This is a genomic window from Pricia mediterranea (assembly GCF_032248455.1).
Lineage (GTDB): Bacteria > Bacteroidota > Bacteroidia > Flavobacteriales > Flavobacteriaceae > Pricia > Pricia mediterranea.
In genome coordinates, this window is record NZ_JAVTTP010000001.1 from 3,933,645 (window position 1) to 3,960,290 (window position 26,646).

The following is a 26,646-nucleotide window of genomic DNA, read 5'->3' on the forward strand; positions in this document are numbered from 1 at the left end:
ATCATAAATAATCTTTGGTTAGTTATAATTTGGTATAGTCTCCGGACATTATTAAACGCGGGCATGTTTTCAGGAAGTAAATATATAAAAAGGGCCAGACCCTTAACAAGGGCTGGCCCGATTTTAGATATTTAACCTTGTGTGTTTATTTTAACATGAATTGTAGATTTAGATATGTCGATAATTAACCGAGACATTAACATTTTTACTGGGTTTGTATCCACCCGAGTATTTTAAAGGATTATTGTTCGGTTCTTTAATTGTAAAGCTGCCACTTACATTCTTTATATCGAAACTACCATTCCTACTAGGGGCATTGATATGCATGAAAGGCACGTTTCTGTTGTACTGGATATGAAAATTATCAAACACCATTCCGCCCGCGGTGTTGCGATCACTACTGCCTTCAATTCTGATTGGTGAACCCGAAGTGGAACCAACAACGTTCGTTGCTTCACAATCCTTGAAAACTGCTTTGAAACCGTCTCCAGATTTTCGGGTAAACACGATTCGTCCGCGGCTGCCATTGAATGAGTTGCGCTCAAAACGGATTTCGCCACCTACCACATAGTTGCCTTTGCCACCACCAACATAGATTTCGGTCGCCATTACTGAACTGGACGGCGATACTCCATTGTTGCTGAACTCACTGTCAACGACCTTAACGGACACGGCTCGCGAGCTTCCATTCATCCTAGTGGTCGAAAAATGGACTCCGGCGTTGTTGTTCCCGGAGAACTTGCAGTTTTCGAAATTGATGTTAACCAATCTTTGGCTGGACCTATCCGACTCCAAGACCACCCCCGCTTCAGGCTTTGTACCGCTTGATCCTGAAAATACCGAGTTGCGGACCCATACATCCTGTGCGCTGGTGATGGTAATACCGTCCCTACGATGGTTTAGGGACCTGATGTTTTCCAAGGTTATATTCTGGGAGTAGCCAGAGCCGCCGTCCCCAACAATATATATACCAGAGCCGCCACTGTCCCTTAGGGTAAGCCCACGGACGGTAATGTTGGTGCTTCTGCTGATACCGAAGGTATGGCGCTGTTCGCCACTGGTGTACTCGCTCTTGTTCATTCTAAAGGTAGCCCCAGTGCCCTCGACAGTGATGTTATTTGAATTGACCAATTCGAACAATCTATTACCATCTCGGAACGCCCCCGACTTGGCCCGCAGGGTCACTCCGGGCTCGAAGACTATGGTCATGTTTCTCAAGTTGTAGAACCTGGTTGGCCGAATTACCCAGTCACTGCTCTGTTTGTCAATCACCACATAAGAACTGCCAGACTTGATGGCGGCCTCGAAAGCGGCCGTGGCATCACCTGACCGGAAACCGAACGAGGAGGCCTTTACTGCATGGGAAGGATAGTTGCCGCTGCTGCTGCTGCTGCCGTTACTGCTGCTGCCGCTACTGCTACTTCCACCATCGCTACTGCTACTTCCACCATCGCTACTGCTTCCACCACCGCTATTACCACTCGTGGAGGATGATCCGGTTATCGTGATGGTGCGTGTCACGGAGTGCGTTTGACCCTGTGCATTTTTTACCGAAAGCTCCACCTCAAATGTACCTGATTTCCTAAAGGTATGAGTGGGATTTTTCGTTGTTGTGGTAGAACCGTCTTTAAAGTCCCAAAAATAGCCCTTAATGTAATTTTGATTCGTTGAATTCCAAGCCTTGAAATTTACGGTTAAGGGGGCCCGACCGCTAGAAGGAATGGACCCCGAAATTTTCGCTGCAATATTTATGTTTGAGCTTTCCGACTTGCTTGTGGTTCCCGACCCGGTAATGGTTATATTTTCTGTCGTCGAGTGGGTAAAACCTCCTTTGGTTTTTACGGTAAGTTTTACTCTATAGTCACCTGGCTTGGTAAAGGTATGGGATGGATTTTTGGTTCTTGTGGTAGAACCGTCGTTAAAATCCCAAAAATAACTCTCAATATCGTCTTGGTTTTTTGAGTTCCAGGATTTAAAGGCTACTTTAAAGGGGGCTTTTCCGGTTGATGGAAGCGCTCCTCCTCGAAGTGTTCCTGAAATAACAGCTGTTATGGGTCTGCTTGCCGCTGTCGCATTGACTTTTTTTGCCACTTCGGTCTTATCGATGGCCTCGAAGACCTCATCATCCTCATCATCTTTACTGCAGCTAATTGTAAAGGCGAGGCCGAATATAATTAAACAAAAAAATCGTAATACTGTTTTTGTAGGTAAAAGGTTCATAAGTTGAAAAATTAATTGGGGTTAAAAAAAAATTAATTGGGGTTAAAAATTGGGGTTTGCTTGTTTTGGGGCGTTAATTAAGATTGTAAGTAATGGGTGATTATATTATGATTCCCGAATGGGCTTTATTTATCATAATGGTATTGTGGATTGTCGGTGGACTCCGCTCAAGTTAATGGCGTCGCTGTTGCCTGCTAGGTGCGTGGGTGATGTCCAAATCCCATAGCCCCCTAAGAGTTCTTTCTCAGCTGCGGTTAAATCGCCATCGTGAGTAATTCGGGATATAGGTATAAGGGTATCGAAATTGCCGCCGTGCTTAGTGCAGGATAGGGTGATTGGTGAGGCAATAATATTATAGCATAAAAACTTCGGGGTACTTGGGGTCGGGTGGGGTCTCATAAGTGGGTAAAAAGATTATTCAATAAAAAAATATCCAATAGTTCCAGGGAATTTTACAATCGGTCAAATACAATTTTAATCGACGAAATGCACTTTTTGGACTGCAAAAATAAATAGATGATTAGATCTACAAAACGATTTAACGGTTTTTTTTGTAAATTGGTATAACGACGAAATGCAAAAAAAATCGATGAATTACCTTAAGTGGTACGATAAGACATTAGTTAAAGGATTTCGGCCCGCTATAGTTTAACTTTTTTTTAACGAAAACATCGATGTAATGCACGATTTGTTGGGAAGAAAAGAAGAAAGCAGCTCAATTCGCGGTTAAGTGAGCAATCTCGATATAATGAGTGTTGCATACCCGGAAGTTTCATCCGACAAGAATTTTTTGGATATTCATAAGTAAGGTTTTTTTTAAAGGTATTAACACAGTGCTGTCCGACCCTTGGTTGTGAGGGTATTTTTTTGACGGTGCTTCTTCGGTTTTTATGGTCTTGCTGGACGGATTTCAGTGCGTTCCGGCGCCATCGACGGGGCGATCAACGGGGCGGGCAGGTGTCCATCAATAGCCCCTGTAGGATGGCGATTTCTGGCAGCGTCCTGGAATCATACTGTGGCTGCGCCTGCCTGTAATCACGGTGCTGGGGTTGTGGATCCCGAAGAATATCCAGAGGTCTAGCTCGTCTTGGTGCGTGTCTTGGTTTTCTTGGGCCCTTATTGTTCGTTATCGTTGCCACCGCTGTTCTCTAAAGGGCTCGGACTCTCCTTGGTAATCGCCACGACCACTTTCTTTCTTTGTTCTTTGCGCTATCCCGCCCTTCCCTACAACCTGAAAGCGGTACGAATGCCCGTGTATGGTAGCGAATTTCCAATTTTTTTAGGGGGCGTAGATAACCTGGGTCTCGACTATCTAGACCTAGGTCCTTGCCAGGTACGAAATATTAAGGATTGGCTTAAGAAATAAAAGCGAGATTTGCCATTTGGGTGGAAAACGAGAAAATGTGCTGGAAAACTCAGGTTTTTAGTCATTGGACATTACATCTTAGATATAAACCCCGATTTTTGAGCTGAGGACTCATTTTCAGGGTTTGTTTCCTCTATGCTGTGGATTGTTTCACTGGTCATCGATCGGTTCCTTAACTTTTGAACCGTCCGACAACAGAAGGGAGTTTGATTCTGTCAGTGGAACATTAGTAAATATGAACAAAGACTACAGATTTTACATTTTCCTATCATTTAATTGCAATACCTCGCCCATTAGTTGAGAGCCATTGGCTCAAAACCAAAAGTCGCCAGATTAGCATGTAGTGATCCCATTTTCCATCCATATGCTCTTGTATACATTTTGATATGATATTGGGTTGTATTCCGGGAATATTATTTAATTTTTCCTCGCTTAGCTGGTCAAGTACATATTCTTTCAACTCTTCTCTGAACCAAATCCTGAAGGGTATGCCAAAACCTGATTTCGGTCGATCAAATATCTGTTTTGGCACATGCTTATATAGAACTTCTTTCAAAATTCTTTTTTGGTTGTTTTTGGTGTATTTATATTCCGTAGGAAGAGCGCGCGCTAGTTCTACAACCCTATAATCAAGTAGGGGGGCCCTTGCTTCTAACGAGTAGGCCATAGTTGCCCTATCAACTTTGGTGTTGATAACTCCACTTAAATATGTTTTAATGTCAAAATCGGTAGCGCGCTCATAAATATTTTTTTTGGAATGCATTAAATATTTTAAATCCTCAAAATTGTCAGGCTTCATTGGTTCAATCAGCCAAGGTGCGTCCCAATTTGCTACGGTTCTAAGATAGGCTTCGTCGATATCGTTTTTTTCGATAAGGTTGGCTAAGACTCTAGCTCTGTTGTTGTTTGGTATTTTCTTTAATAAATTAGAAACTAAAACCCTGATTGACTTGGGGATGGCCATGTATTTCCTATTTCTAGCAATCCACTCATACCTGTGATATCCAAGGAAATTTTCATCTCCGCCATCTCCGGATAGTGCAACCGTTACGTGATTTTTAGTATACTTCGCCAGCAACATTGTTGGGATTGCCGATGGATCCGCAAAGGGTTCATCATAATAATAAGAGAAATTTTCTACCAAATCAATCCCTTCGCGATAATCGCATAATATTTCATGATGGTTCGTATTTAAGTGCTTCGCCACCATATTGGCGTATTTACTTTCGTCATAGGCTTTTTCATGGAACTTGACAGAAAATGTTGCAATATTGTTTTTGTGTTCGGCGGCGAGTGCCGCGATCAATGAAGAGTCAATCCCACCTGAAAGAAAGACCCCTACCGGCACGTCTGCGTGCAGCCGCATTTTTACTGCGTCCCCTAAAACCTGTTCCAATTCTATTTGAGCATCTGCAATCGAACCATTGAAAGGTTGTTGTCCTTGGTAATCGATATCCCAATATTGACGTGTTTTAAAAGAATGAGTTCGAAGATTATAGACAAAGCAGTACCCTTCCTTTAATGTTTTGACTTCGTTAAAGATGGAATTTGGACTAGGTAAATAGTTCCAAGAGAGATACTCCTGAATTCCTCGACTGGAGATTGTAAGGTCTTTATTAAAGAGTTGAATGCTTGAAAGTTGACTGGCAAATTCAAATTTATCACCATTCAGTTGATAATAAAACGGTTTTTGGCCCAAACGGTCCCTTGCCCCGTAAAATATTTGTTTCTCTTCGTCATAAATCACGAAGGCGAACATACCGTTAAATTGATTTACGCAATTCTCGCCGTATTCGAGATAAGCGGCGCAAATTACTTCGGTGTCGCTTGTGGTTCTAAAACTGTAGCCTTTTTGTTTTAGAATTTTTCTTAGGGAACGATAATTATAGATTTCGCCGTTAAAAACCAAATGTATTTTTTCCTGATAAGTAAAAGGTTGGTCGGACCTGGAGTCTAAATCTAAAATTGATAATCGATTATGACCAAATATAACCGTTGTTTTATCGGAGGAATATTTCTTCCAGCCCATTCGATCAGGCCCTCGAAAGGAGGTGCGCTCTAATTTTTTTTTGACTTGTTCTTCGGTATAAGTTTTTGTTGTACCGTAAATTCCACACATATAGCGCTGGGTTTAAGAATTAATGTATTTAATAATAATCTTCCTCTCGGTGTACGTTAGTATCCATGACCTTACGAATCTCCTGCATCACCCAGTTTCTTTTGTTTCATGGCGTAAAAGAATAAAACTAAACTCTTAGCTATGTGAACAACGGTGGAGCAAAGTGCAATACCAAACACACCATAATATTTCATTAGGATATAATCTAAAACAAAATTGGCGCACATACTTCCAAATGAAACTTTCGCCATGAAAGCATTTTTATTTATGCTTGTCAGGAAGTTAACGACAACCATGCCACAAATAGTAAAGGGTGCATAGATTAGGAACAATTTCTGAATAGCAGCGACCCTTTCCGTATCCTCTGCCGTAAATTCTTTGCGTTCGAAAAATAATTCTACTAAGAAATCGGATAAAAGAATTCCGATAATGGCCGCAATTGCGGATACAATAAATATTAATTTGAGCATTCTCACTAAGTTGTGGAAGGCTCTTTCTCTATTTTCAATAACACTTCCCGAAAAATAAGGTAACAGTACATTACTAATGGCTATCGTCAGCAAACCTATTAGGAAAGCAGGGATTTTAAGGCCGTAGTTCAAAGCGGCAATAGAGCCGATTACTAGTTGAGCCGCGAAGTACTGGTCGGTAACGCCGATAAGGCCGGTAAAAAAACCGGAAGACGCTTTAGCCGGAACCTGAACAAACATTTGTCGTACGTTCTGGTTATTAAAATCAGGTTTAGATAGATTAATAATCTCTCTGTTCAAACATGTTACCAGCAAATAAATAAAGCTTAAAATGGTCCCAATCAGTGTACCTACTGCCAAGACCATATCACCCAGGGAAGCTCTAAAAAGAAATAATGTTGCTATAATGGCGACAGGCATAAAAATACCAGCCAAAGTGGAGTGGAGAAATTCCTTTTGGATGTTGAGAAGTCCCGATAACAGCGAAGAAAAACCCCAGAATATAATACATGGCATTACAAAATAAAAGTGTGATTTAACAAGGGCATAATACGAGGGGGTATGTCCGGGGAATATGTTCTCTAGATATACATCAGTAAATAAAAACGCTATTAAGGTGAAAAGCACTGACACAAATCCCGTAATCAAGAATCCTGCACTTTGAATACCCGAAATATCTTTTCCTGTCTTTAATTCCGCAACATAGTTTGGTATAAAAACGTTTTTGAAAGCGCTAATAAAGACGTTCAAAATAAAAGTCGGAATTAAGTAAGCTATATAAAAAGTGTCTAATACTTTTGATAATCCGAAGTTTGCGGCAACGACGGACTCTTTGTAAAAACCAAGGCCTTTAACCAATAATGTTATAATCCCAACGGTTAAGAAACTTTGAATAAGTTGGTTACCGAGAAGTTCTTTAAACTTGATCTGTGGTAAATACTGATTCAAGAATTTCATAAGCCAGCGATAATTATATATATTTAATTTTATAACGTCTCCTGATTTCTTCGAATCCAGTGATAGCGCTAGTCCTGTAATAATTTTTTTCCATTCAAAAATTGATAATAGCGAGGCTAATATCTCATTTTATATTTCATCTCTTTGGATTTTTCAAATACTAAGTTTCGTTTAAATTGTGCGGCTAAGGTGCGATTTTAGTAATAGTTGCTTAAAATGCTTGCCCTGCCCAAAAAAGATATTTCAAAGGCCGAATATAAAACTGATTCTAATTCAGATGCTTTTGGAGGATCAAGTACGGGATTACTACAGCGGAAATTTAGTTTTAATGTAGATTTTAAGGTGACTACGATTGATAAATGCCCAGTTAAAGTTTACCGTCCACTTCACACGTCAAGACATTTTTTACATCGTAGAGAATCCCGCCTTGATCTAACAAATTGCGCAAATCTATGTCCAAAAATTGCCTATGTGAAACTGCGAGCACGATAGCGGCGTATTTTTTATTGGGCAAGGCATTTACAATATCCAGACCGAGTTCCTTTTTTACTTCCTCTTTGGAAGCCCACGGATCGAATACCGTTACCTGCGAGCCGTAGGCCTTAAGGCTGTTGATGACATCGATAGCTTTGGTATTTCGTACATCGGGACAGTTCTCTTTAAAGGTAATGCCTAATATTAGAATATCGGCGCCTTTTATTTTCATGTCCCGCTGGACCATCAATTTTACGATTTCCGAAGCTACGTACTTACCCATGCCATCGTTCATACGGCGGCCAGCTAAAATGATTTCAGGATGATACCCAAAGGCTTGGGCCTTTTGCGCTAAATAATAAGGATCTACGCCGATACAGTGCCCTCCCACAAGTCCTGGACGGAACGGTAAAAAATTCCACTTGGTACCTGCAGCTTCCAGCACCGCACTGGTGTCGATGGACATCAGGTTGAAAATCTTGGCCAATTCGTTGACAAAGGCAATATTGATATCCCGTTGGGAGTTTTCTATAACTTTGGCTGCTTCCGCGACTTTGATGGTGGGAGCCAAGTGGGTTCCGGCGGTAATGACCGAGGCATACAACTGGTCGACCTTCTTGCCGATTTCAGGAGTGGAACCGGAGGTTACCTTTAGAATCTTATCCACAGTATGCTCCTTGTCGCCGGGATTGATACGCTCAGGGGAATAACCGACAAAAAAATCCTCGTTGAACTTGAGTCCACTGATTTTCTCCAGAACCGGTACGCATTCTTCTTCCGTAACCCCAGGGTACACCGTAGATTCATAAATAACAACGTCTCCTTTTTTTAAGACTTTGCCCACGGTTTCGCTTGACTTGTAAAGCGGCGTCAAAATGGGTCGGTTGGTACTGTCGACGGGTGTCGGAACGGTGACGACGTAATAATTGCAATCTGAAATATCTTCCAACTGATTCGAGCAAAAAAGGCCGGTTTCCATTTTGGGGCTCTCCGAAAGTACTTTCTTAAGCACATCATCAGCTACTTCTAGGGTGCTGTCAGTGCCAGAACGTAGTTCTTTGATACGTTCTTCATTAATATCAAATCCCACCACAGGATATTTGGTGGCAAACAAACGTGCCAAAGGAAGACCTACATATCCGAGGCCGATTACCGCGATTTTAATATCTTTCATAAAGTTGTATTTCGTTACAGGTTGTATGTTTCAAAATTTGGACTGTCGATGAAGTGGTGTTGTCTATCCCCTGTCCAAATTCTCCCAGTACCAAGATACAGCCTCCTTGAGACCTTTTTCTATATCGTATTCGGGATCATAACCCAAAAGGTTCTTGGCTTTTTCTATGGAGGCTAGCGAATGTGGTACGTCTCCGGCACGCTCGGGTCCATGTTTCGGATGTATATCCTTGATCTTGGGGTCGAATTCCGAAAGATAATCCTTCAGTAATCCAATCAGTTCAGTCAGGGTCGTACGTTCGCCATAGGCCACATTATACACCGTGTTGACAGCTTCGGGCGATGATGCCATAAGAGACCGTATATTGGCTTCGATTACATTATCGATATACGTAAAATCCCGGGAAAAAGACCCATCACCGTTGATAGTAGGTGCTTCATGGTTGACCAATTGGATAACGAACTTGGGAATAACAGCAGCGTACGCCCCATTGGGGTCTTGCTGTCTTCCGAATACGTTAAAATAGCGGAGGCCGATGGTTTCCAAACCATAGGTCTTGGCAAAGACGTTTGCATACAATTCGTTGACATATTTGGTAATCGCATACGGGGAAAGTGGCTTTCCAATAACTTCTTCGACCTTGGGCATTTCTTTCGAATCTCCATAGGTGGAGGAGCTCGCCGCGTAAACGAAACGTTTCACCTGAGCGTCACGGGCGGCGACCAACATGTTCAAAAACCCCGATACATTGACCTCGTTACTGGTTATCGGATCGTTGATAGAACGAGGTACCGAGCCCAAAGCCGCCTGATGCAGTATGTGGTCTACATTTTCTGTGGCCTTTTTACAGGTTTCGAGATCTCGAATATCGCCTTCAACGAATTCAAAATTTTCGCTATCGAGAAAAGCTTTTATATTTTCTCTCTTTCCGGTTGCCAAGTTGTCGAGACATCTGACCTTATTGCCATTTTGCAACAGCCATTCACAGAGGTTCGAACCGATGAAACCGGCTCCGCCGGTTACAAGTATGTTTAAGTCAGAGGAAAAATTTACAGAGTGGAGAGACATTTGAATTATTTTTTCGGTGGTTCACACTCAATCGTGACCAAACCGGATGGTGGTTATTTAAATCCTGCAAAGATGTAAAAAAAATCTGTCCGTAACATCGTATTTCGTGCAAATGCTTTGATATACGCTAAGCGGACCGAATGTTTTTAAAATAGGCCTTATACCATTTCACAAACTTGCCGACCCCCTCATATACCGGTGTATCGGGCCGATAATCATAATCATCAATAAGGTCATCGACATCCGCCCAGGTCCGCTCGACATCGCCGGGCTGCATGGGTAACATCTCCTTTTCCGCTTTTTTGCCCACGTGTTTTTCGATGGCTTCGATAAAGTCGGACAGCTGTACGGTGTTGTTGTTGCCTATGTTATAAATTTCGTACAACTTCCGGTCGGGGACGGGCTTTTCGATAATACGGGCGACGCCCTCGACGATATCATCGATATAGGTGAAGTCCCGCTGCATCTTGCCGTGGTTGAATACCTTGATGGGGCGGTCGTTCATAATGGCATCGGTAAATAGAAAGATGGCCATATCGGGACGGCCCCAGGGACCGTACACCGTGAAAAATCGGAGTCCCGTTGTGGGAATATCGAAAAGATGGCTGTAGGTATGGGCCATAAGCTCGTTGCTTTTCTTGCTGGCGGCATATAGGCTGATGGGGTGGTCCACATTGTCTTCGGTGGAAAAGGGAATCTTTTTGTTCAAGCCGTAAACGCTCGAGCTACTGGCATAGACCAGATGTTTTATTTTATAGTTTCGACAGCATTCCAACAGATTTAAAAACCCGACGATATTACTGTCAATATACGTCTCCGGATTTTCCAAGCTATATCGTACCCCGGCCTGTGCTGCGAGGTTGCAGACCACATCGATGTTTTCCTGTTCGAACAATCGGGGGAGGGCCTCCCGATCTTCCAAGTTCATCCGGACAAAAGTGAATTTATCCCCATGCAAAGTTCCCGAACAGATTTCGTTGAAGACCTCCGCATCCTTTCGGGAAATGCCCAACTGTTTTAGCCGATCGTATTTTAGGTCAACGCTGTAATAATCGTTTATGTTGTCCAAACCGATTACCGTAAAATCCCGCTTTAAAAGCGCTTCGCATAAATGGTATCCGATAAAGCCTGCAGCGCCTGTTACTAGTATGTTCATGATTGTCCGATCTTATAGTATTGGAAGCCTTTTTCTTCCATTTCTGCTTTCGACAACATACGCCGGCCATCGAAAACAAAGGCGGGTTTTAACATTTTTTCGTAAATGGTATTCCAATCGTATTCCTTAAACTCGTCCCATTCCGTCAGCAGGGCGATGGCATGGGCTTCCTCGGCAGCTTCCATGGGGTCCTTTACAACCTTCAAAAGGCGTCGATTCTCCTCTGGTGATCGGGTGCCCAACTCATCAAGGTCGGCATAGATACGGTCTTCCGAAACTTTTGGATCATAGACCGTGATTTCGGCGCGTTCCTCCAATAGGGCATCCGCTACATATATAGCTGCCGATTCCCGGGTATCGTTGGTGTCTTTTTTAAAGGCCCATCCAAAGAAAGCGATTTTTTTGCCGGACACCGTATTATAAAGGGTAGAGATGATATGGTCGGCAAAGCGTTTTTTCTGGTAGTCGTTCATAATGATGACCTGCTCCCAATAGTCCGCCACTTCCTGCAGGCCGAAACTCCGGGCGATATAGACCAGGTTAAGGATGTCTTTCTGAAAGCATGATCCGCCGAACCCAACGGAAGCGTTCAGGAATTTCGGTCCTATCCGGCTATCGGTACCTATGGCGCGGGAAACTTCCGCAACATTGGCATCGGTTCGTTCACAGAGCGCGGAAATCGCGTTGATGGAGGAAACCCGTTGGGCCAAAAAGGCATTGGCAACCAGTTTGGAAAGTTCCGAAGACCATACGTTTGTCTGTAATATACGTTCTTTCGGAAGCCAATGTTCGTAAATGGAGCTTAGAATATTCTTGGCTTCCTGTCCCGATGGGGTATCATCCCCACCAATAAGTACCCGGTCGGCGTTCAATAGATCGTCCACAGCGGTACCCTCGGCTAAAAATTCTGGATTGGACAGTATTTCAAAATTCACACCGTTGCCCGTATTTTCAAGGATGCTCTTGATGGCGCTTGCGGTTCGTACCGGCAGCGTAGATTTCTCGACTACGATTTTATCCGTCTTGGCGACCTTGGCGATATTCCGTGCGCAAAGCTCCACAAATTTTAGATCGGCCGCCTGGCCTTTGCCTTTTCCGTAGGTTTTGGTCGGCGTGTTGACCGATATAAAAACGATTTCCGCCTCATCGATGGCTTTATCGACCTCCGTAGAAAAAAACAGGTTTTTGCCACGGTTGGCCCCTACGATTTCCTTGAGTCCCGGCTCGTAAATAGGCAGCTTGTCCAGATCCTCATCGTTCCAATCGTCGATGCGCTCTTGGTTGATGTCCACCACGGTGACCTGTATTTCGGGACATTGGTTGGCAATCACTGACATGGTAGGTCCACCGACATAGCCGGCGCCGATACAACAAATTTTACTGACTTTTTTCACAATATAGATTTAGGTTACCCAATATAAGAGATGCAAAGATTACTAAATAACTTAATATAGTTAGGTATTTGTCGGTAAAAAGGGAGATTTATGGTTGATACGCGTTCGACAAGTACGAAATATTCCCTTACAGACCTTTCATCGGAGTTCTTACACCACATATAGTATTTTGGGGGTAGGGGAGGTAGAGTTCCGATGTTTGTCTTTATCTTCGTCACAGCAACCCTATAAACCCCTTGACCTTGAAACGAATACTGATTACAGGAGCGGCCGGATTTTTGGGCTCCCACCTCTGCGACCGGTTTATTAAAGAAGACTATCATGTCATCGCTATGGATAATCTGATTACCGGTGACCTGCGCAACTTGGAACATCTTTTTAAGCTATCGAACTTCGAGTTCTATCATCACGATGTGACCACGTTTGTACATGTGGCGGGGGAGTTGGATTATATCTTGCATTTTGCCTCTCCCGCGAGTCCCATCGACTATCTAAAGATTCCCATCCAGACCTTGAAAGTCGGGGCCTTGGGGACCCATAATCTTTTGGGGTTGGCCAAAGATAAAAAGGCCCGCATCCTCATCGCTTCTACCTCCGAAATTTATGGGGATCCCCTGGTGCATCCGCAGACGGAAGACTATTACGGAAATGTGAACACCATCGGGCCGCGCGGGGTTTACGACGAGGCCAAACGCTTTATGGAATCCATTACCATGGCCTACCATCGTTTTCACGGGGTGGAAACCCGGATTGTACGGATATTTAATACGTACGGACCCCGAATGCGCCTGAACGACGGGCGGGTCATCCCGGCATTTATTGGACAGGCCTTGAGGGGCGAAGACCTCACCGTTTTCGGGGATGGCAGCCAAACCCGCTCTTTTTGTTACGTGGATGATGAAATCGAAGGTATTTACCGCTTGCTCTTAAGTGATCACGCCCATCCCGTAAATATCGGAAATCCGCATGAGATTACCATTAGGGATTTTGCCGAGGAAATTGTTAGACTAACGGGCACCGATCAAAAAGTGGTCTACAAGCCGTTGCCGAAAGATGACCCCATGCAGCGACAGCCCGATATCTCAAAGGCCAAGGAGCTTTTGGGATGGGAGCCCAAGGTATCCCGCGAGGAGGGAATGAAAAAGACCTACGAGTACTTTAAATCCCTTCCGCAAGAAGAATTGTATAAAAAGGAACACAAAGATTTTAAAAAGTACAATAGAAAATAGGAGGCACGATGCAACACGTTGACGATGAGTAACAAACCCTGATTTTTTATGAGTTCTTTAAGATGAATTTCATACCTTTCCGTCATGGTTCGTCCGGAATAGAACATCTTTTATTTAGTATTAATCGTATCTAGCGTAATAATGCAAAGGTCTAAACCCTGTTGACCGATTTTTTTCAGGAGTTCGACTATTTAAATCGTCTCTATATCTTTTACGGGGTACTTTTACCGCCCCAAACAAAGGGCCGCCAATTGAGGTCCGCTATGAACAAAATGAACGCTAGTTCAAAACCTTAAGCTATTGAAAACGATCGTACACGATAAGATATGGCTATCATCGCCGCATATGGGCGGGTCTGAAGAGGCCTACGTCCAAGAGGCTTTCGATACCAACTGGGTCGCTCCCTTGGGCCCGAATGTAAACCAGTTTGAGCAGGCTATCGCCGATTACGTCAACGAAGGTGTGCATGTGGCCGCCCTCAGTTCGGGTACGGCCGCCATTCATCTGGCGCTTCAGTTGCTGGGCGTGTCTCGGGGCGACGAAGTGCTTTGCCAAAGTTTTACCTTCTCCGCATCGGCCAACCCCATTTTATATCTCGGGGCTACCCCTGTTTTCGTGGATAGTGAACAGGACACTTGGAACCTTTCCCCCGAAATCTTGGAAAAAGCGATTTTGGACCGGATGGCCAATGGGAAAAAGCCGAAGGCGATTGTCGCGGTACATTTATATGGAATGCCTTATAAAACTGATGAAATCTCTAGAATCGCCGAGAATTACGGAATTCCCATAGTCGAAGATAGCGCCGAGGCTTTAGGGAGCGCCGTAAGCGGACAAAAGTGCGGTAGTTTTGGCGATATCGGGATCTTCTCCTTCAATGGGAACAAAATTATAACGACCTCGGGTGGCGGTGCGCTTTTATCAAAAAGTGAAAATGTAAAAAAGAAAGCGGTCTTTTTGGCGACCCAGGCCAGGGACGATGCCCCACACTATCAACACTCTTCCATCGGTTATAACTATAGGATGAGCAACGTGCTGGCCGGTATCGGTCGCGGTCAAATGGAGGTGCTTGACGACCGGGTGACCGCCCGTAGAAAAAACCATAACTTTTACCAATCACATTTGGGCCAGTTACCCGAAATCGAATTTTTGAAAGAGCCCGACGGATTTTACTCCAATCGTTGGTTGACCTGCGTGCTTACGCCCTCATTTGAATACCGGGAAAAATTACGCCTGGCTCTTTTGGATCAAAATATAGAATCGCGACCGCTTTGGAAGCCGATGCATTTACAGCCAATCTTCAAAAAGTATCCCTCGTACAGTGACGGAACCTCTGAAAAATTATTCGATCGGGGACTTTGTCTTCCGAGCGGTTCGAACCTGTCGCAAAACGATTTGGAAAGAATCGTCGAAATTATCCTAAAAAACCAATAAAATGATCAAAGAGTATTTGGTTAGCAATGCCCATAGGTACGCGTCTAAGTGGCTCGTACTGGTGATCGACGTGTGTATGATTTCCGTTTCTTTTGTGCTATCATATCTCATCCGCTTCAATCTGACCCTGGATTTCGATATTGACAAGCTGTTCATTCAGTTGCCCATTATAGCCCTGATCTCTGCGGTGGCCTTTGTATTTACGGGTTCCCACAAAGGCGTCGTACGCCATACAGGGGTTCGGGACGTGTACAACATTTTTAATGCCATCTGCCTATCGAGCATCCTATTGATTACCATAGTGCTGTTGAATCGCGAGATGGGTATCCTCAACGATTTTACCGTACCCCTGGGCATCATCATCATCCATAGTCTCCTGTCCTTTATCGCGCTGACGGCATCCCGGTACGTTTTTAAATCACTGTACGACAATCTGATGGCGCAAGGCTTTAAATCCAACCGGAACGTTCTGATTTACGGGGCGGGCGAATCGGGAATTTTGACCCAAAACGCCTTGGCCAACCACACCAAGAGCAAGGTCAGGGTAGTGGGATATGTGGATGAGGATGAAAAAAAAGTCGGGAAGTCCATCAACGGGTTAAAGGTATTTTCAAGGGCAGTGCTGAACCGTAACTTTTTGGTTAAAAATCGAATATCCGAGGTTATTTTTTCCATGCAGAACATCGACCCAAAGCGATTGAAAGATCTTGTGGAGAGCTTGGTCGATTTTCCCGTGCAGGTGAAGATCGTGCCCCCGGTCGAACAATGGATCAATGGTAAATTACAGGTGTCTCAAATAAAACAGATTCAGATCGAGGACCTGTTGAACAGGGCGCCGATCAGCATACGGAACTCCAAAATATCGAAAGAGGTCAAGGATAAGGTGGTTCTGGTGACCGGGGGCGCAGGATCTATAGGCAGTGAAATAGTAAGGCAGGTCTGTACCTACGACTATAAGGCCCTGATCATCATCGATCAGTCCGAATCCGAGTTGTATAACTTGCAACAAGAACTGAAGCAGAATGGATACCATAATTATTTACCTATCGTAGGGGATGTTAGGGACAAAAATCGGCTCAATAACATTTTTCAAGAACATCGGCCCGACATCGTGTTCCACGCCGCCGCCTATAAGCATGTGCCCTTGATGGAATATAACTCATACGAGGCCATAAAAATCAATATTGCAGGTACCAAGGTGGTGGCCGATCTGGCCCTTAGCCATAATACCGACAAGTTTATATTTATCTCTACCGATAAGGCGGTCAACCCCACCAACGTGATGGGAGCCACAAAGCGCATCGCCGAGATGTACATCGCCTGTATGCAGCAGCAGGGGAAGACGAAATTTATCACCACCCGTTTCGGCAATGTCCTGGGCTCCAACGGCTCTGTGATTCCCTTGTTCAAAAAACAGATCGATAAAGGGGGGCCGTTGACAGTGACCCACGAAGAGGTGACCCGCTATTTTATGACCATTCCCGAAGCTTCGCAACTGGTATTGGAAGCCGGGGCCATGGGCGATGGGGGCGAAATCTTTATTTTTGATATGGGCGAATCGGTGAAGATATTCGACCTGGCCAAAAATATGATCAAGTTGTCGGGACTTCGCTATCCCGAAGACATCAATATTAAAATAACCGGATTACGTCCCGGGGAAAAATTGTACGAAGAGCTGCTGGCCAATGGGGAAAATACCTTGCCCACGTATCACAAGAAAATTATGATCAGTAAGAGCCGGACGTTTGACTATACCCTGATCCGGTCGAAAATTGATGAACTCTGCGTTTCCAACATGTTCTTCAACGGCAGTACAATTAGTCTAATGAAGGAAATTGTTCCCGAATACATCTCCAATAATTCCGAGCTTTGTTCGTTTGATAAAAAGAAACCGAAGGTCAAGAGCGAACGTTCCCTTAAGAAAGTATTATAATGCTATAAGGTCTTAGTACCTGAGCATGGCGAACGCCTTCAACCAAGGGAAGAGGCCAATTCATGGAATAATCTTTCGGTAATCTATTTTTTAGTAATATTGCACTAAATTTTTAAAAAATGAAAAACATTCTCAAAGCACGTGTATCGGTTGGTCTGAAAAGAAGTGCGGTTCCCGTATTGACACTTTGCGCGCTATTGATGACCTCTTGCGCCACAAAAGAAGATGTGGTCTATTTTCAGAATACCGGTGACTTTGAGACCCTGGTCGATAAAAATAGCATTACCCCTAAATTTAAGGTCGATGATGTGCTGAGCATCTATGTCTCTACCTTGGATAACGTGGCCAGTGCGCCTTTTAATCTGCTTAGAGGTACATCTGAGGGCGGCTTTCGGCCCGAACAGGTCGATTATCTGATCGATAAAGACGGGGAAATCGATTTTCCCGTAATCGGCAAAATAAAGGTAGCCGGACTTTCTTCGGAAGAACTAAGGGTCTTGCTTCGGGACCGACTCTCGGAATACCTTAAAGATCCCATTATCAATATCCGTCTCCGAAACTTTACGGTCACCGTATTGGGTGAAGTAAACCGTCCGGGAACTTACCCTGTGGACGGCGAACGTATCACGATCATGGAAGCCTTGGGTATGGCCAGCGACCTGACCATTAAAGGTAAGCGGGAAAATGTGATGGTCATACGTGATTTTGATGGTACCAAGGTCTATCACCGTATCAACCTAAAGCGTAAGGAAGCTATGAGTTCCCCGGTCTATTACCTGACCCAAAACGATATTGTCTATGTGGAGCCGAACAAATCCGCCATAACGGCATCGGCGCTGGATAATCGGGCGACCATCGCAATTTCTGTTGCCTCTTTGCTAATCACTTCGTCCGTGCTGTTGATTACCAGAACGAAGTAAAATTAATTTCAGATAGCAAATCAACACCAAAGAATGAGTACTACCTCTCAAACGAATACCGTAAGCAATTCAGATAATCTTAAGGAAATTATCACCAGATATACAACGCACTGGAAGTGGTTTGTACTCTGTGTGATTTTTGCCATAGGTCTGGCCTATATTTATATTCGATACTCCATCCCAAAATATGCGGTGCAGACCCAGATCCAAATTTTAGAAGATAAATCTTCGGGTTCCGAACTCGATGTGTTCCAAGATCTTAAATTTTTGGGAGGGGGAAAGAACAAGGTCGAAGATGAATTGCAAATAGTCAACTCCCGTTCCAATTTTATCGAAGTGGTCAAGAAGCTGAACTTGAACACGAAGGTAATGGTGCAAGGGAATATCATTGAAACGGAACTCTATACAAATCCACCGATAAACCTGAATTTTATTTCGGCGGATTCGATCGTGAACAAGGCAAAATTCGAGTTTTTCATAACCATTTCCTCCTCTACGACCTTTGGTTATACCGAAGAGGAAGATAAACCGGTAAAGGCCTACGCATTTGGGAATACCATTCCCACCCCTGTCGGCGATATTGTTATTACCCCCAATGTTGGAGTTTTCGAGAGTTATAAGGGTAAGAAATTAAGGGTCTCGGTCAACCCTATCGAAGATGTGGCACAGGCCTATCGTACTAGGGTAAAGGTTTCCAACCCCGGGGAGTTTTCGAACATCGTCAACCTCACCCTCGAAGATGCGATACCTGAGAAAGCAAGAAATATTCTTAACACCCTGATAAGTACTTACAACAAAAATGCCGTTGAAGATAAACAGGAGATCGCTGACCGTACCTCCAACTTTATCAATGAACGGATTGCCGATATTTCAACGGATCTTTCGAGCGTTGACCAATCCGCCCAGGACTTTAAAATGGAAGAAGGGGTTACCGATATTCAAGCAGAGGCGAACGTCAATTTGAACGTAGGCGTGGCCAATCAGCAAGAACTGGCCAACGCCAGAAATCAGCTCAACATGGCCTCATCGATGCAAGACCTTGTCGAAAACCAAGATAGTTACGAGGTTTTGCCGACGAACATTGGCTTATCCGACCCCACCATCGCCAGTACGACGGACAGGTATAACCAATTGGTACAGGAGCGACAGAAGCTCTTGAAGAGCTCAAATGAAAAGAACCCGGTTATCGTAAACCTCGATGAACAGATCGCAAGCCTAAAGCGGAGCATGCAACAGAGTTTGAGCAATAGTGTCAATACCTTGGGAATGACGGTGAATTCCTTGAGCAACCAACAGGCCCGGTTCCAATCAAAAATCTATTCCTCCCCGGCCAAAGAGCGCGCACTAAGGGATATCACCCGACAGCAACAGACCACTGAATCGTTATATCTTTATTTGCTGCAAAAACGGGAGGAAGCCCAAATTACGGCCGCTTCCAGTTCCGCAAAATCCAAGGTCATCGATCCGGCCTTTATGGTGAGCAAAAATCCCGTATCCCCGAAAACAAACTTGGTTTATCTGGCATCTTTTATCTTAGGACTGTTAGTTCCCTTCTCGATTATGTATGCCTACGACCTGCTCGACAATAAGATTCACAACATGCACTCCCTCGAAAAACTGGTGCAGAACGTACCGGTACTCGGGGAGCTTCCTAAATTAGGGAAGAAAGACAACAAGTTCATTATCAAGGAAGATCGTTCGGTATTGGCGGAATCCCTGCGTATCATCCGAACCAACCTGGATTACCTGATCAAGGCAAAACAAGATAAACCGGGCAAAAGCAATATTGTGTACGTTACTTCGAGCGTCCCCGGCGAAGGGAAGACCTTTTTGTCCACCAATCTATCGATGATCTTGGCGAGTACCAACAAAAAGGTGCTGTTGGTCGGAGCCGACATCCGGAATCCGAAGCTCTATACTTTCTTCACGGGAAGCAATGTCGATAAAATGGCCAAACCGAGTCGGAACAAAGATGCCGGCCTTACTGAATTTCTTTACGACAGTACCTTAGAAGTGAGGGATGTCATAAACCCTATGTTGATCCATCACAATACGGTCGATGTCATCTACTCTGGTAGAATCCCGCCCAACCCCGCCGAACTGTTGATGAGCGGACGTATCAAAGAGCTGTTCGAGCAGGTCTCGGAAATCTATGATTACGTAATCGTCGATACCGCGCCGTTAATGGTGGTTACCGATACCCTGCTAATCAGCGATTACGCCGATTCGTTGATCTACGTGACAAGGGCCGGAGTCACCGAAAACAAGGCGGTGAACTATCCCATAAAATTGCAGGAGGAGAATAAGATAAAAGGCCTGTCGTTTGTTGTCAACGACGTGGAGATCTCTAACTTGGGCTACGGCGGGAAATACGGCTATGGGTATGGTAAGACCCAGAAAAAATGGTGGAAGTTTTAGCCTCTTCGCATAATTCCTATAAAAGCCGTCCCAACCTATGTTGAGGCGGCTTTTTTTATTGGTTTATACGACCCCTGTACTTTATCGAGGTTCGGTCGGTTTTCAACGAATTTCGGTAGGGTATAATAAGCCTGAACTGTTATTAACCTATATTTGTGACTGTTAGTCTAGAGCGCTAACAGAGAAAACACTTATGACGATGAAAAAACTTTACCCGGGTCACCCAGTAGTGCTTGTTCTCATGTTTGTTTTTATTGGGATGGGTTCCCTAACCCAGCTTCGGGCTCAGCTTCCCACTTCTTTTCAGATGAACGAGTTGGAATCTGGCTTTACCAACGCCACCTCCATGAGCTTTGCCCCCGATGGTCGAATCTTTATCTTGGACCGCTTCGGAGAAATGCTAATTTATAAAGAGGATTTGGGGGCAACCGTTTCGGCGGGCGTGATTCCCGTATTCCATCAGTTCGAAGACGGATTACTGGCCATGGCCTTTGATCCCAACTTTACGGAAAATAGCTTTATCTATGTGTATTATTCCGCCCCTTCGCCTTCCGTAAACCGGATTTCGCGATTTACGATGAACGGAGACACCATTGATCTTTCATCCGAAGTCAATTTAATGGAATGGGAAGTGCAGCGGAACAATAGTTATCATGCCGGAGGCGACATGGGTTTTGATTCAAATGGCAACCTCTATATTGCCTTAGGGGATAATACCAACCATAGCAACTATGCTACTTTGGATGAGAACAATCCGGATAACAGTTCGGAAAATACCTCCTCCAATACGAATGACTTTCGGGGAAAAATTTTAAGGATTACCCCCCAGCCCAACGGGACGTACTCCATTCCTCCGGGAAACCTGTTTCCCCCGGGTACGCCGGACACCAAACCTGAAATTTATGTGATGGGCGCGCGTAATCCCTACCGGATGTTTATCGATACCCAAAACAATGATTGGGTGTTCTGGGCAGACGTCGGTCCCGATGCCAACTATAACGACCCGCAAAATCCCGATGGGCCCAATAATGTTCTTGGCCCCGAAGGGCTCGATGAAATCAACCTGACCAAACAGGCGGGCAATTACGGGTGGCCCTATTTTTCCGGGGCGGATAACGATCCCTATCAGATTACCTATGCCTCGCCCAAATACTATAACGATCCGGCGGCCCCTGAGAACATTTCGACCTGGAATACTGGGCTTACGGACCTCCCTCCGGCAGAGCCGGCATTGTTGGAGTTTTTCCACAAGAGTTATTTCGCCGGGCCGCGCTATTACTACGATGGAACGTTGACGGATTTCCCCCAGCGATTGCCCGCCGAATTTGACGGCGTATTTTTTTACTACGACTTTAATACCAGTCGGATATGGGCCGCAGAGCTTGATGCGCAGGGTGACGTTGTCAGTACCGAGCCATTGGCCCCTTCGGTCTTTCCCGATTCCAATTCGGATGGCTATATCGATATGGAAATAGGGCCCGATGGGCATTTGTATATCCTTCAGTACGGGGTGGGCTGCTGTAACAATGGAGATGGCAGCGGCAAACTGGTACGGGTCGATTATACCGGTATCGTTTCCAATTCGCCCCCGGTGATTACCCTTAACGCGGACGTTACCGACGGACCGCTTCCATTAACCGTGAATTTTTCAAGTGAAGGCACCATGGATCCCGATGGCGACACCCCGCTTTCCTATGCTTGGGATTTTGAAATTGACGGAATCATTGATTCCACAGAAGAGAATCCTCAGCACATCTATGAAACCGAAGGCACTTTTACCGCCCAGTTAACGGTTGAAGATGGTAATGGGGCCGATGCCAAAAAGAATATCATCATTTATGCCGGAAACTCGAAGGCGGAATTTGACTTTAATTCCCCGCCGGATGGGGGACTGGTAGGTTGGGGCGATGAAATTGCGATTGACCTACTGGTTACGGATGCCGAAGATGGAAGTACTACCGACGGGAGCATAGATTGTGGCGATGTCGATATTAGACCCGCCCTGGGTCATTTGGGGCATTTTCATGATGGTGCTACCGTTGACGGTTGCCCGAAAAACCTGACTTTGGAATACGATGGGCACGACATTCATGGCGAAATGGACCTTTTTTTTAGGTTAGGAACTAGTTATCAGGATGAAGGGGGATTGACTTCCTTCGGACAGATTCAATTGCATCCCAAGAGAAAGGAAGCGGAGTTCTTTGACGCCCAGACCGATGTGACCGTCATACCCAATTCCGACCCGCTGGAAGGGGGCAGTGCATCCGTTCAAGTCAACAATAATAGCAATATCGTCTTCGAAGGAAGAAATCTGCAGAATATTAATGCGGTCAAATACCGGGTGGCCTCTGCGGTTGCCGGGGGAAGTATTGAATTCCGGACCGGAAGTCCTACCGGCCCGCTGTTGGTGACCACCACAGTGCCGAATACCGGAGCGATCGATGCCTGGGAGAATGTGGAATCGACTTTCATCGATCCGGGAGGCAAAAACGACCTCTATTTTGTATTTAAGAATGCGGGTACCCCGCAGAACAGTTTTCTCGTCAATTACGTCGAGTTCATCGGCGGGGGAGTCTCCATCGATAAAACCCCGCCCTTGGTCGATGCCACAGAGGTGACCGAACCGGGCCAAGTTACGGTTGAGTTTTCGGAGTATGTGAACCAAACCACGGCCGAACAGGTAGCCAACTATAGTATCGATAAAGGCATTACCATCTCGGAAGCGGTATTACAAGCCGATAATCGAAGCGTAATCTTGACCATTACTCCCTTAACGCCTGGAACGACGTACAACCTGACGATAAACAATGTTGAGAATACCTCGGGACTCGCTATCGTAAGCGAAACTCGTGAGATTTCGACATTGAATTCGGTTAGGATCAATACCGGTGGGCTCCAGACCATTGCAGGGGGGCAAACATTCTCTGGCGACGATTATTCGAACGGGGGCTCGACTGACGAGGTTTCCGTCCCCATTTCCGGTACCAACGACGATGCGCTCTACCAGTCCGAACGTTTCGGGGAATTCTCCTATGACGTTCCCGTACCTGCATCGGGCGAGTACGATATCCGTTTGCATTTTGCCGAGACCTATTTCGGGGTCGGTAGCCAGCCCGGTGGCCCTGGCTCGCGCGTTTTTAACGTCAGCATTGAAGAAACTCCTGTCTTGACCAACTTTGATATTATGAACGAGGTCGATGCCGCCACGGCCTTACAGAAAGAGTTCGACAACATCACGATTACCGATGGTTTCGCCAGTATTTCATTTACTTCGGTGACCCAGAATCCAAAAATTTCGGGCATCGAGATCCTACCTCCCGATACCTTTGGGGGGAGCAACAATCCTAATATCACCATTACCTCGCCATCTAATGGCTGGGATGTCAACCAACCCTTTGAAGTGGCCTTCCGGGTCGAGAATTGGACGATCAGTGATCCCGGTACCCATCTCCATTATTATATTGACGATGTAATGCAGGATCGCTACTACAACTATGACCCCATTCCCATCGATGAGCTCGGTCAAGGCGAGCATACCATCAAGGTCGAACTTTTCAATGCCGACCACACCGGCACGGGCATTTACGACGAGGTTACGGTCAACGTTACCGGGCTAATTACTTGCAACGAGACCCCGTTTCCCGATTCATGGCAAGTGCACGAGTTGGAAGCGAATCCTTATGAAGTTATCTACACCATCCCTGATTACGACCTTGACGGCGATGGTCTTAAAGATATCGTTACCGGGGGCTGGTGGTACAAAAACCCGGGGTCTGCCTCGGGCGACTGGGTCAAAAGCGAAATCGGCGGTAACTTCGGCAACGTGGCCCACGTATATGATTTTGACGGGGACGGCCATATGGATCTCTTGGGAACTACCGGAACCTATCAGAACGAGGTGCTGGTGTGGGCCAAAAACAACGGTTCGGGTAATTTTACGGTCTATGATAATGTGCCCAACGGAAATACGGGATTTTCGGAACCTTTTCTGGCCGGGATTGCCGGGGGGGTATTCGACCTTGGCGGGCCCTATCAAATGGCCATCAACTGGAACGGGGCCGAGTCCACGGGTGTGGCGGTACAAATACTAACGCCGTCCGATGATCCGACCCAAGGAACTTGGACCTTGGAAGATATCACGGGCACGGTTTCCTCAGGCGAGGATATTAAAGCGGGCGATATCGACCGTGATGGCGATCTTGATCTTTTTCAAGGTATTAATTGGCTGCGGAACAATGGAAACGGAAATTTTGAAACTTTCGCTACGGGAATCGGGGAAGCTTATGTGACCACTCCCGACCGGGTGGCCCTGGCCGATTTCGATCGTGATGGCGATCTGGATGCCGTAGTGGGGCAATTGGGACTCGGAACCAACGATGCCCGCTTTGAATTCGCCTGGTTCGAGGCACCCCAAGATCCCACACAACCTTGGATTCGGCATGATTTGGCCGCTGATGTCGCCGGTAGCCTGAGCGTAAACACAGTGGATATCGATTTCGATGGCGATATGGATATCGTAGTAGGGGAGTGGCTGGGCAGCAACCGCCTGATCGTATTTGAAAACGACCTGTGCAACAGCGGCGAATTTCAACTGCGCGTTATCGATGACGGGGCATTGGATTTGGAACATCACGACGGCGCTATGGTGGTCGATATCGATAATGACGGGGATCTCGATGTGGTTTCCAACGGCTTTCGAATTAATATGGTTCCGCGTATTTATGAGAACACCACCATTCAGGCCGGTAATGAGGCCCCGGTAGTCAATGCGGGCGAGGATCGCACCGTGTTTCCACCCAGCGTCACATTGAACGGTACGGCAAACGACCCCGATGGGGGCGCCCTGACCTACGAATGGACCCAACAGAGCGGTCCGAATACAGCTGTATTGAGCGGCGATGCCACAGCGAATCTGACCGCGAGCGATTTGGTCGAAGGGGACTATGTGTTCCGGCTGACGGTTACCGACGACGAGGGCGATATCCGCTTCGATGAGATAACGATAACCGTATCGAGCCAATCCGGCGCCGTTAGGATCAATGCAGGCGGACCTACCTTTGAATTCGAAGGAGATAGTTGGTTCGAAGATCAGTACTTCAGCGGGGGTACGGATTTTAACAGTTCGATCGAAATTGCCAATACGACGAACGATCAACTGTACCAGACGGAACGATACACGACGGGCAATACCTTGGTGTACGAAATTCCCATAGCCCAGGGTGACCACGATGTAAATTTGCACTTTGCGGAAATTTACTATGGCTTGCCGGGTGGTGGATCAAGCGGAGGTGCGGGATCTCGAGTCTTCAACGTCGATGTGGAAGGGCAGGCGCAATTGGAAAATTACGATATTTTTGTGGCCGCCGATAACGCTGGTGCCACCGCAGTGGTCGAATCCTTTACAGGTATCAACGTGACCGATGGGTTTTTGACGGTTACCTTGAGCAAAATCACCGAAAATCCGAAAATTTCGGGTATCGAAATCCTGGCTCCCAAAGTTGGCGATGCCCCTCCCATTGCAGATGCCGGTGCGGACCAGGTGGTAACACTGCCCGAGAATACCGCTGTGCTTCCCGGCTCTGGAACCGATCCGGACGGCGGACAGGTAACCTATGCGTGGACACAGCAGAGCGGGCCCGCTGATGCGACCCTGAACGGGGCCGATACGGCCGAATTATCGGTAGGCGATTTGGTCGTGGGTGAATATGTTTTCCGTTTGACCGTTACCGACGATGAAGATGAAACCGTCTTTGACGAGGTGGGGGTCTCCGTCGTTGCCGAAGGAGGATTATTGGCAGTGGTCAATGCGACCCCGACTTCGGGCAGCGCTCCCCTAGAGGTTACTTTCACGGGCAGCAATTCCGTAGGTGACATCGATACCTACTTGTGGGATTTCAAGGAAGGAAACACCGCGACGACGGCCGACGTGACCCATGAATTTTTGGCCGATGGTACTTATGAGGTAGAACTGACGGTTGGCAACGCCGGGGGCATGACCCATACGGCGGCAGTCACCATTGCAGTCGGAAGTACGGACGACGGCGGTGTGGTCGGCTACATGTTGGAAGAGAATCCTGTGAGAGACGGCATTGCCTCCATACGGTTGATGAACCGGCCCGAAGGTTTTGAGATGATGGGTGTCAACGTCCATGATATACAGGGACGCTTATTGAACAGCTATCCCCCCGAGGAGATCCTAGTGGGCAACGAGACGTATAGTGTGCCTGTTTACGGATTGAAAGCTGGACTCTACTTTTTTGAGATAGAGAGCAATCAAGGCGATTCGATTACCTTAAAAGTGCTGATTCAAAATTGAG

Annotated in this window: 14 protein-coding genes; 7 read left to right on the forward strand and 7 right to left on the reverse strand. The window is 45.9% G+C overall.

Going from position 1 to position 26,646, the window contains the following annotated elements:
* Window positions 1–168: 168 nt before the first annotated feature.
* Entirely contained in the window at window positions 169–2,220 is a 2,052-nt protein-coding gene (locus tag RQM65_RS16215; protein ID WP_314016464.1) for a PKD domain-containing protein, read from the reverse strand.
* A gap of 1,132 nt (window positions 2,221–3,352) precedes the next feature.
* Between RQM65_RS16215 and RQM65_RS16220 the strand changes: the two genes are divergently transcribed.
* Window positions 3,353–3,586, forward strand: a complete 234-nt coding sequence (locus RQM65_RS16220) for a hypothetical protein (protein WP_314016465.1) — start codon at window positions 3,353–3,355, stop codon at window positions 3,584–3,586.
* 268 nt (window positions 3,587–3,854) lie between these two features.
* On the opposite strand, the gene asnB is transcribed toward RQM65_RS16220, so the two are convergent.
* The 6 genes from asnB to RQM65_RS16250 all read right to left on the reverse strand — a co-directional run bounded on the left by asnB (window position 3,855) and on the right by RQM65_RS16250 (window position 12,398).
* Window positions 3,855–5,705 (reverse strand): asparagine synthase (glutamine-hydrolyzing), encoded by a 1,851-nt coding sequence (gene asnB / locus RQM65_RS16225; protein WP_314016466.1) that lies wholly within the window; start codon window positions 5,703–5,705, stop codon window positions 3,855–3,857.
* A 71-nt stretch (window positions 5,706–5,776) separates the two neighbouring features.
* A complete protein-coding gene (gene murJ / locus RQM65_RS16230) occupies window positions 5,777–7,132 on the reverse strand; it encodes a murein biosynthesis integral membrane protein MurJ (protein ID WP_314016467.1) in 1,356 nt (451 codons plus the stop codon).
* A 367-nt stretch (window positions 7,133–7,499) separates the two neighbouring features.
* Window positions 7,500–8,780, reverse strand: coding sequence for a nucleotide sugar dehydrogenase (locus RQM65_RS16235; RefSeq protein WP_314016468.1), 1,281 nt, complete (start codon window positions 8,778–8,780; stop codon window positions 7,500–7,502).
* 63 nt (window positions 8,781–8,843) lie between these two features.
* Entirely contained in the window at window positions 8,844–9,848 is a 1,005-nt protein-coding gene (locus tag RQM65_RS16240) for an SDR family oxidoreductase (RefSeq protein WP_314016469.1), read from the reverse strand.
* 127 nt (window positions 9,849–9,975) lie between these two features.
* Window positions 9,976–11,004 (reverse strand): NAD-dependent epimerase, encoded by a 1,029-nt coding sequence (locus RQM65_RS16245; RefSeq protein ID WP_314016470.1) that lies wholly within the window; start codon window positions 11,002–11,004, stop codon window positions 9,976–9,978.
* Entirely contained in the window at window positions 11,001–12,398 is a 1,398-nt protein-coding gene (locus RQM65_RS16250; protein ID WP_314016471.1) for a nucleotide sugar dehydrogenase, read from the reverse strand. Before RQM65_RS16250 ends, RQM65_RS16245 begins: the two co-directional genes overlap by 4 nt.
* Window positions 12,399–12,640: 242 nt before the next feature.
* Between RQM65_RS16250 and RQM65_RS16255 the strand changes: the two genes are divergently transcribed.
* The 6 genes from RQM65_RS16255 to RQM65_RS16280 all read left to right on the forward strand — a co-directional run bounded on the left by RQM65_RS16255 (window position 12,641) and on the right by RQM65_RS16280 (window position 26,645).
* On the forward strand, window positions 12,641–13,627 hold the full coding sequence (locus tag RQM65_RS16255; protein WP_314016472.1) for a UDP-glucuronic acid decarboxylase family protein: 987 nt from the start codon (window positions 12,641–12,643) through the stop codon (window positions 13,625–13,627).
* A 345-nt stretch (window positions 13,628–13,972) separates the two neighbouring features.
* The gene (locus tag RQM65_RS16260; RefSeq protein WP_314016850.1) at window positions 13,973–15,058 is read left to right on the forward strand and encodes a DegT/DnrJ/EryC1/StrS family aminotransferase; all 1,086 of its coding nucleotides are present in this window, start codon (window positions 13,973–13,975) and stop codon (window positions 15,056–15,058) included.
* Between the two features lies 1 nt (window position 15,059).
* Complete coding sequence (locus tag RQM65_RS16265) at window positions 15,060–16,991, forward strand: polysaccharide biosynthesis protein (RefSeq protein ID WP_314016473.1); 1,932 nt, start codon at window positions 15,060–15,062, stop codon at window positions 16,989–16,991.
* A gap of 119 nt (window positions 16,992–17,110) precedes the next feature.
* Window positions 17,111–17,911, forward strand: a complete 801-nt coding sequence (locus tag RQM65_RS16270) for a polysaccharide biosynthesis/export family protein (RefSeq protein ID WP_314016474.1) — start codon at window positions 17,111–17,113, stop codon at window positions 17,909–17,911.
* Between the two features lie 33 nt (window positions 17,912–17,944).
* The gene (locus RQM65_RS16275) at window positions 17,945–20,329 is read left to right on the forward strand and encodes a GumC family protein (RefSeq protein ID WP_314016475.1); all 2,385 of its coding nucleotides are present in this window, start codon (window positions 17,945–17,947) and stop codon (window positions 20,327–20,329) included.
* A gap of 199 nt (window positions 20,330–20,528) precedes the next feature.
* Window positions 20,529–26,645, forward strand: a complete 6,117-nt coding sequence (locus tag RQM65_RS16280) for a malectin domain-containing carbohydrate-binding protein (RefSeq protein WP_314016476.1) — start codon at window positions 20,529–20,531, stop codon at window positions 26,643–26,645.
* The last annotated feature ends 1 nt before the right edge of the window (window position 26,646 follow it).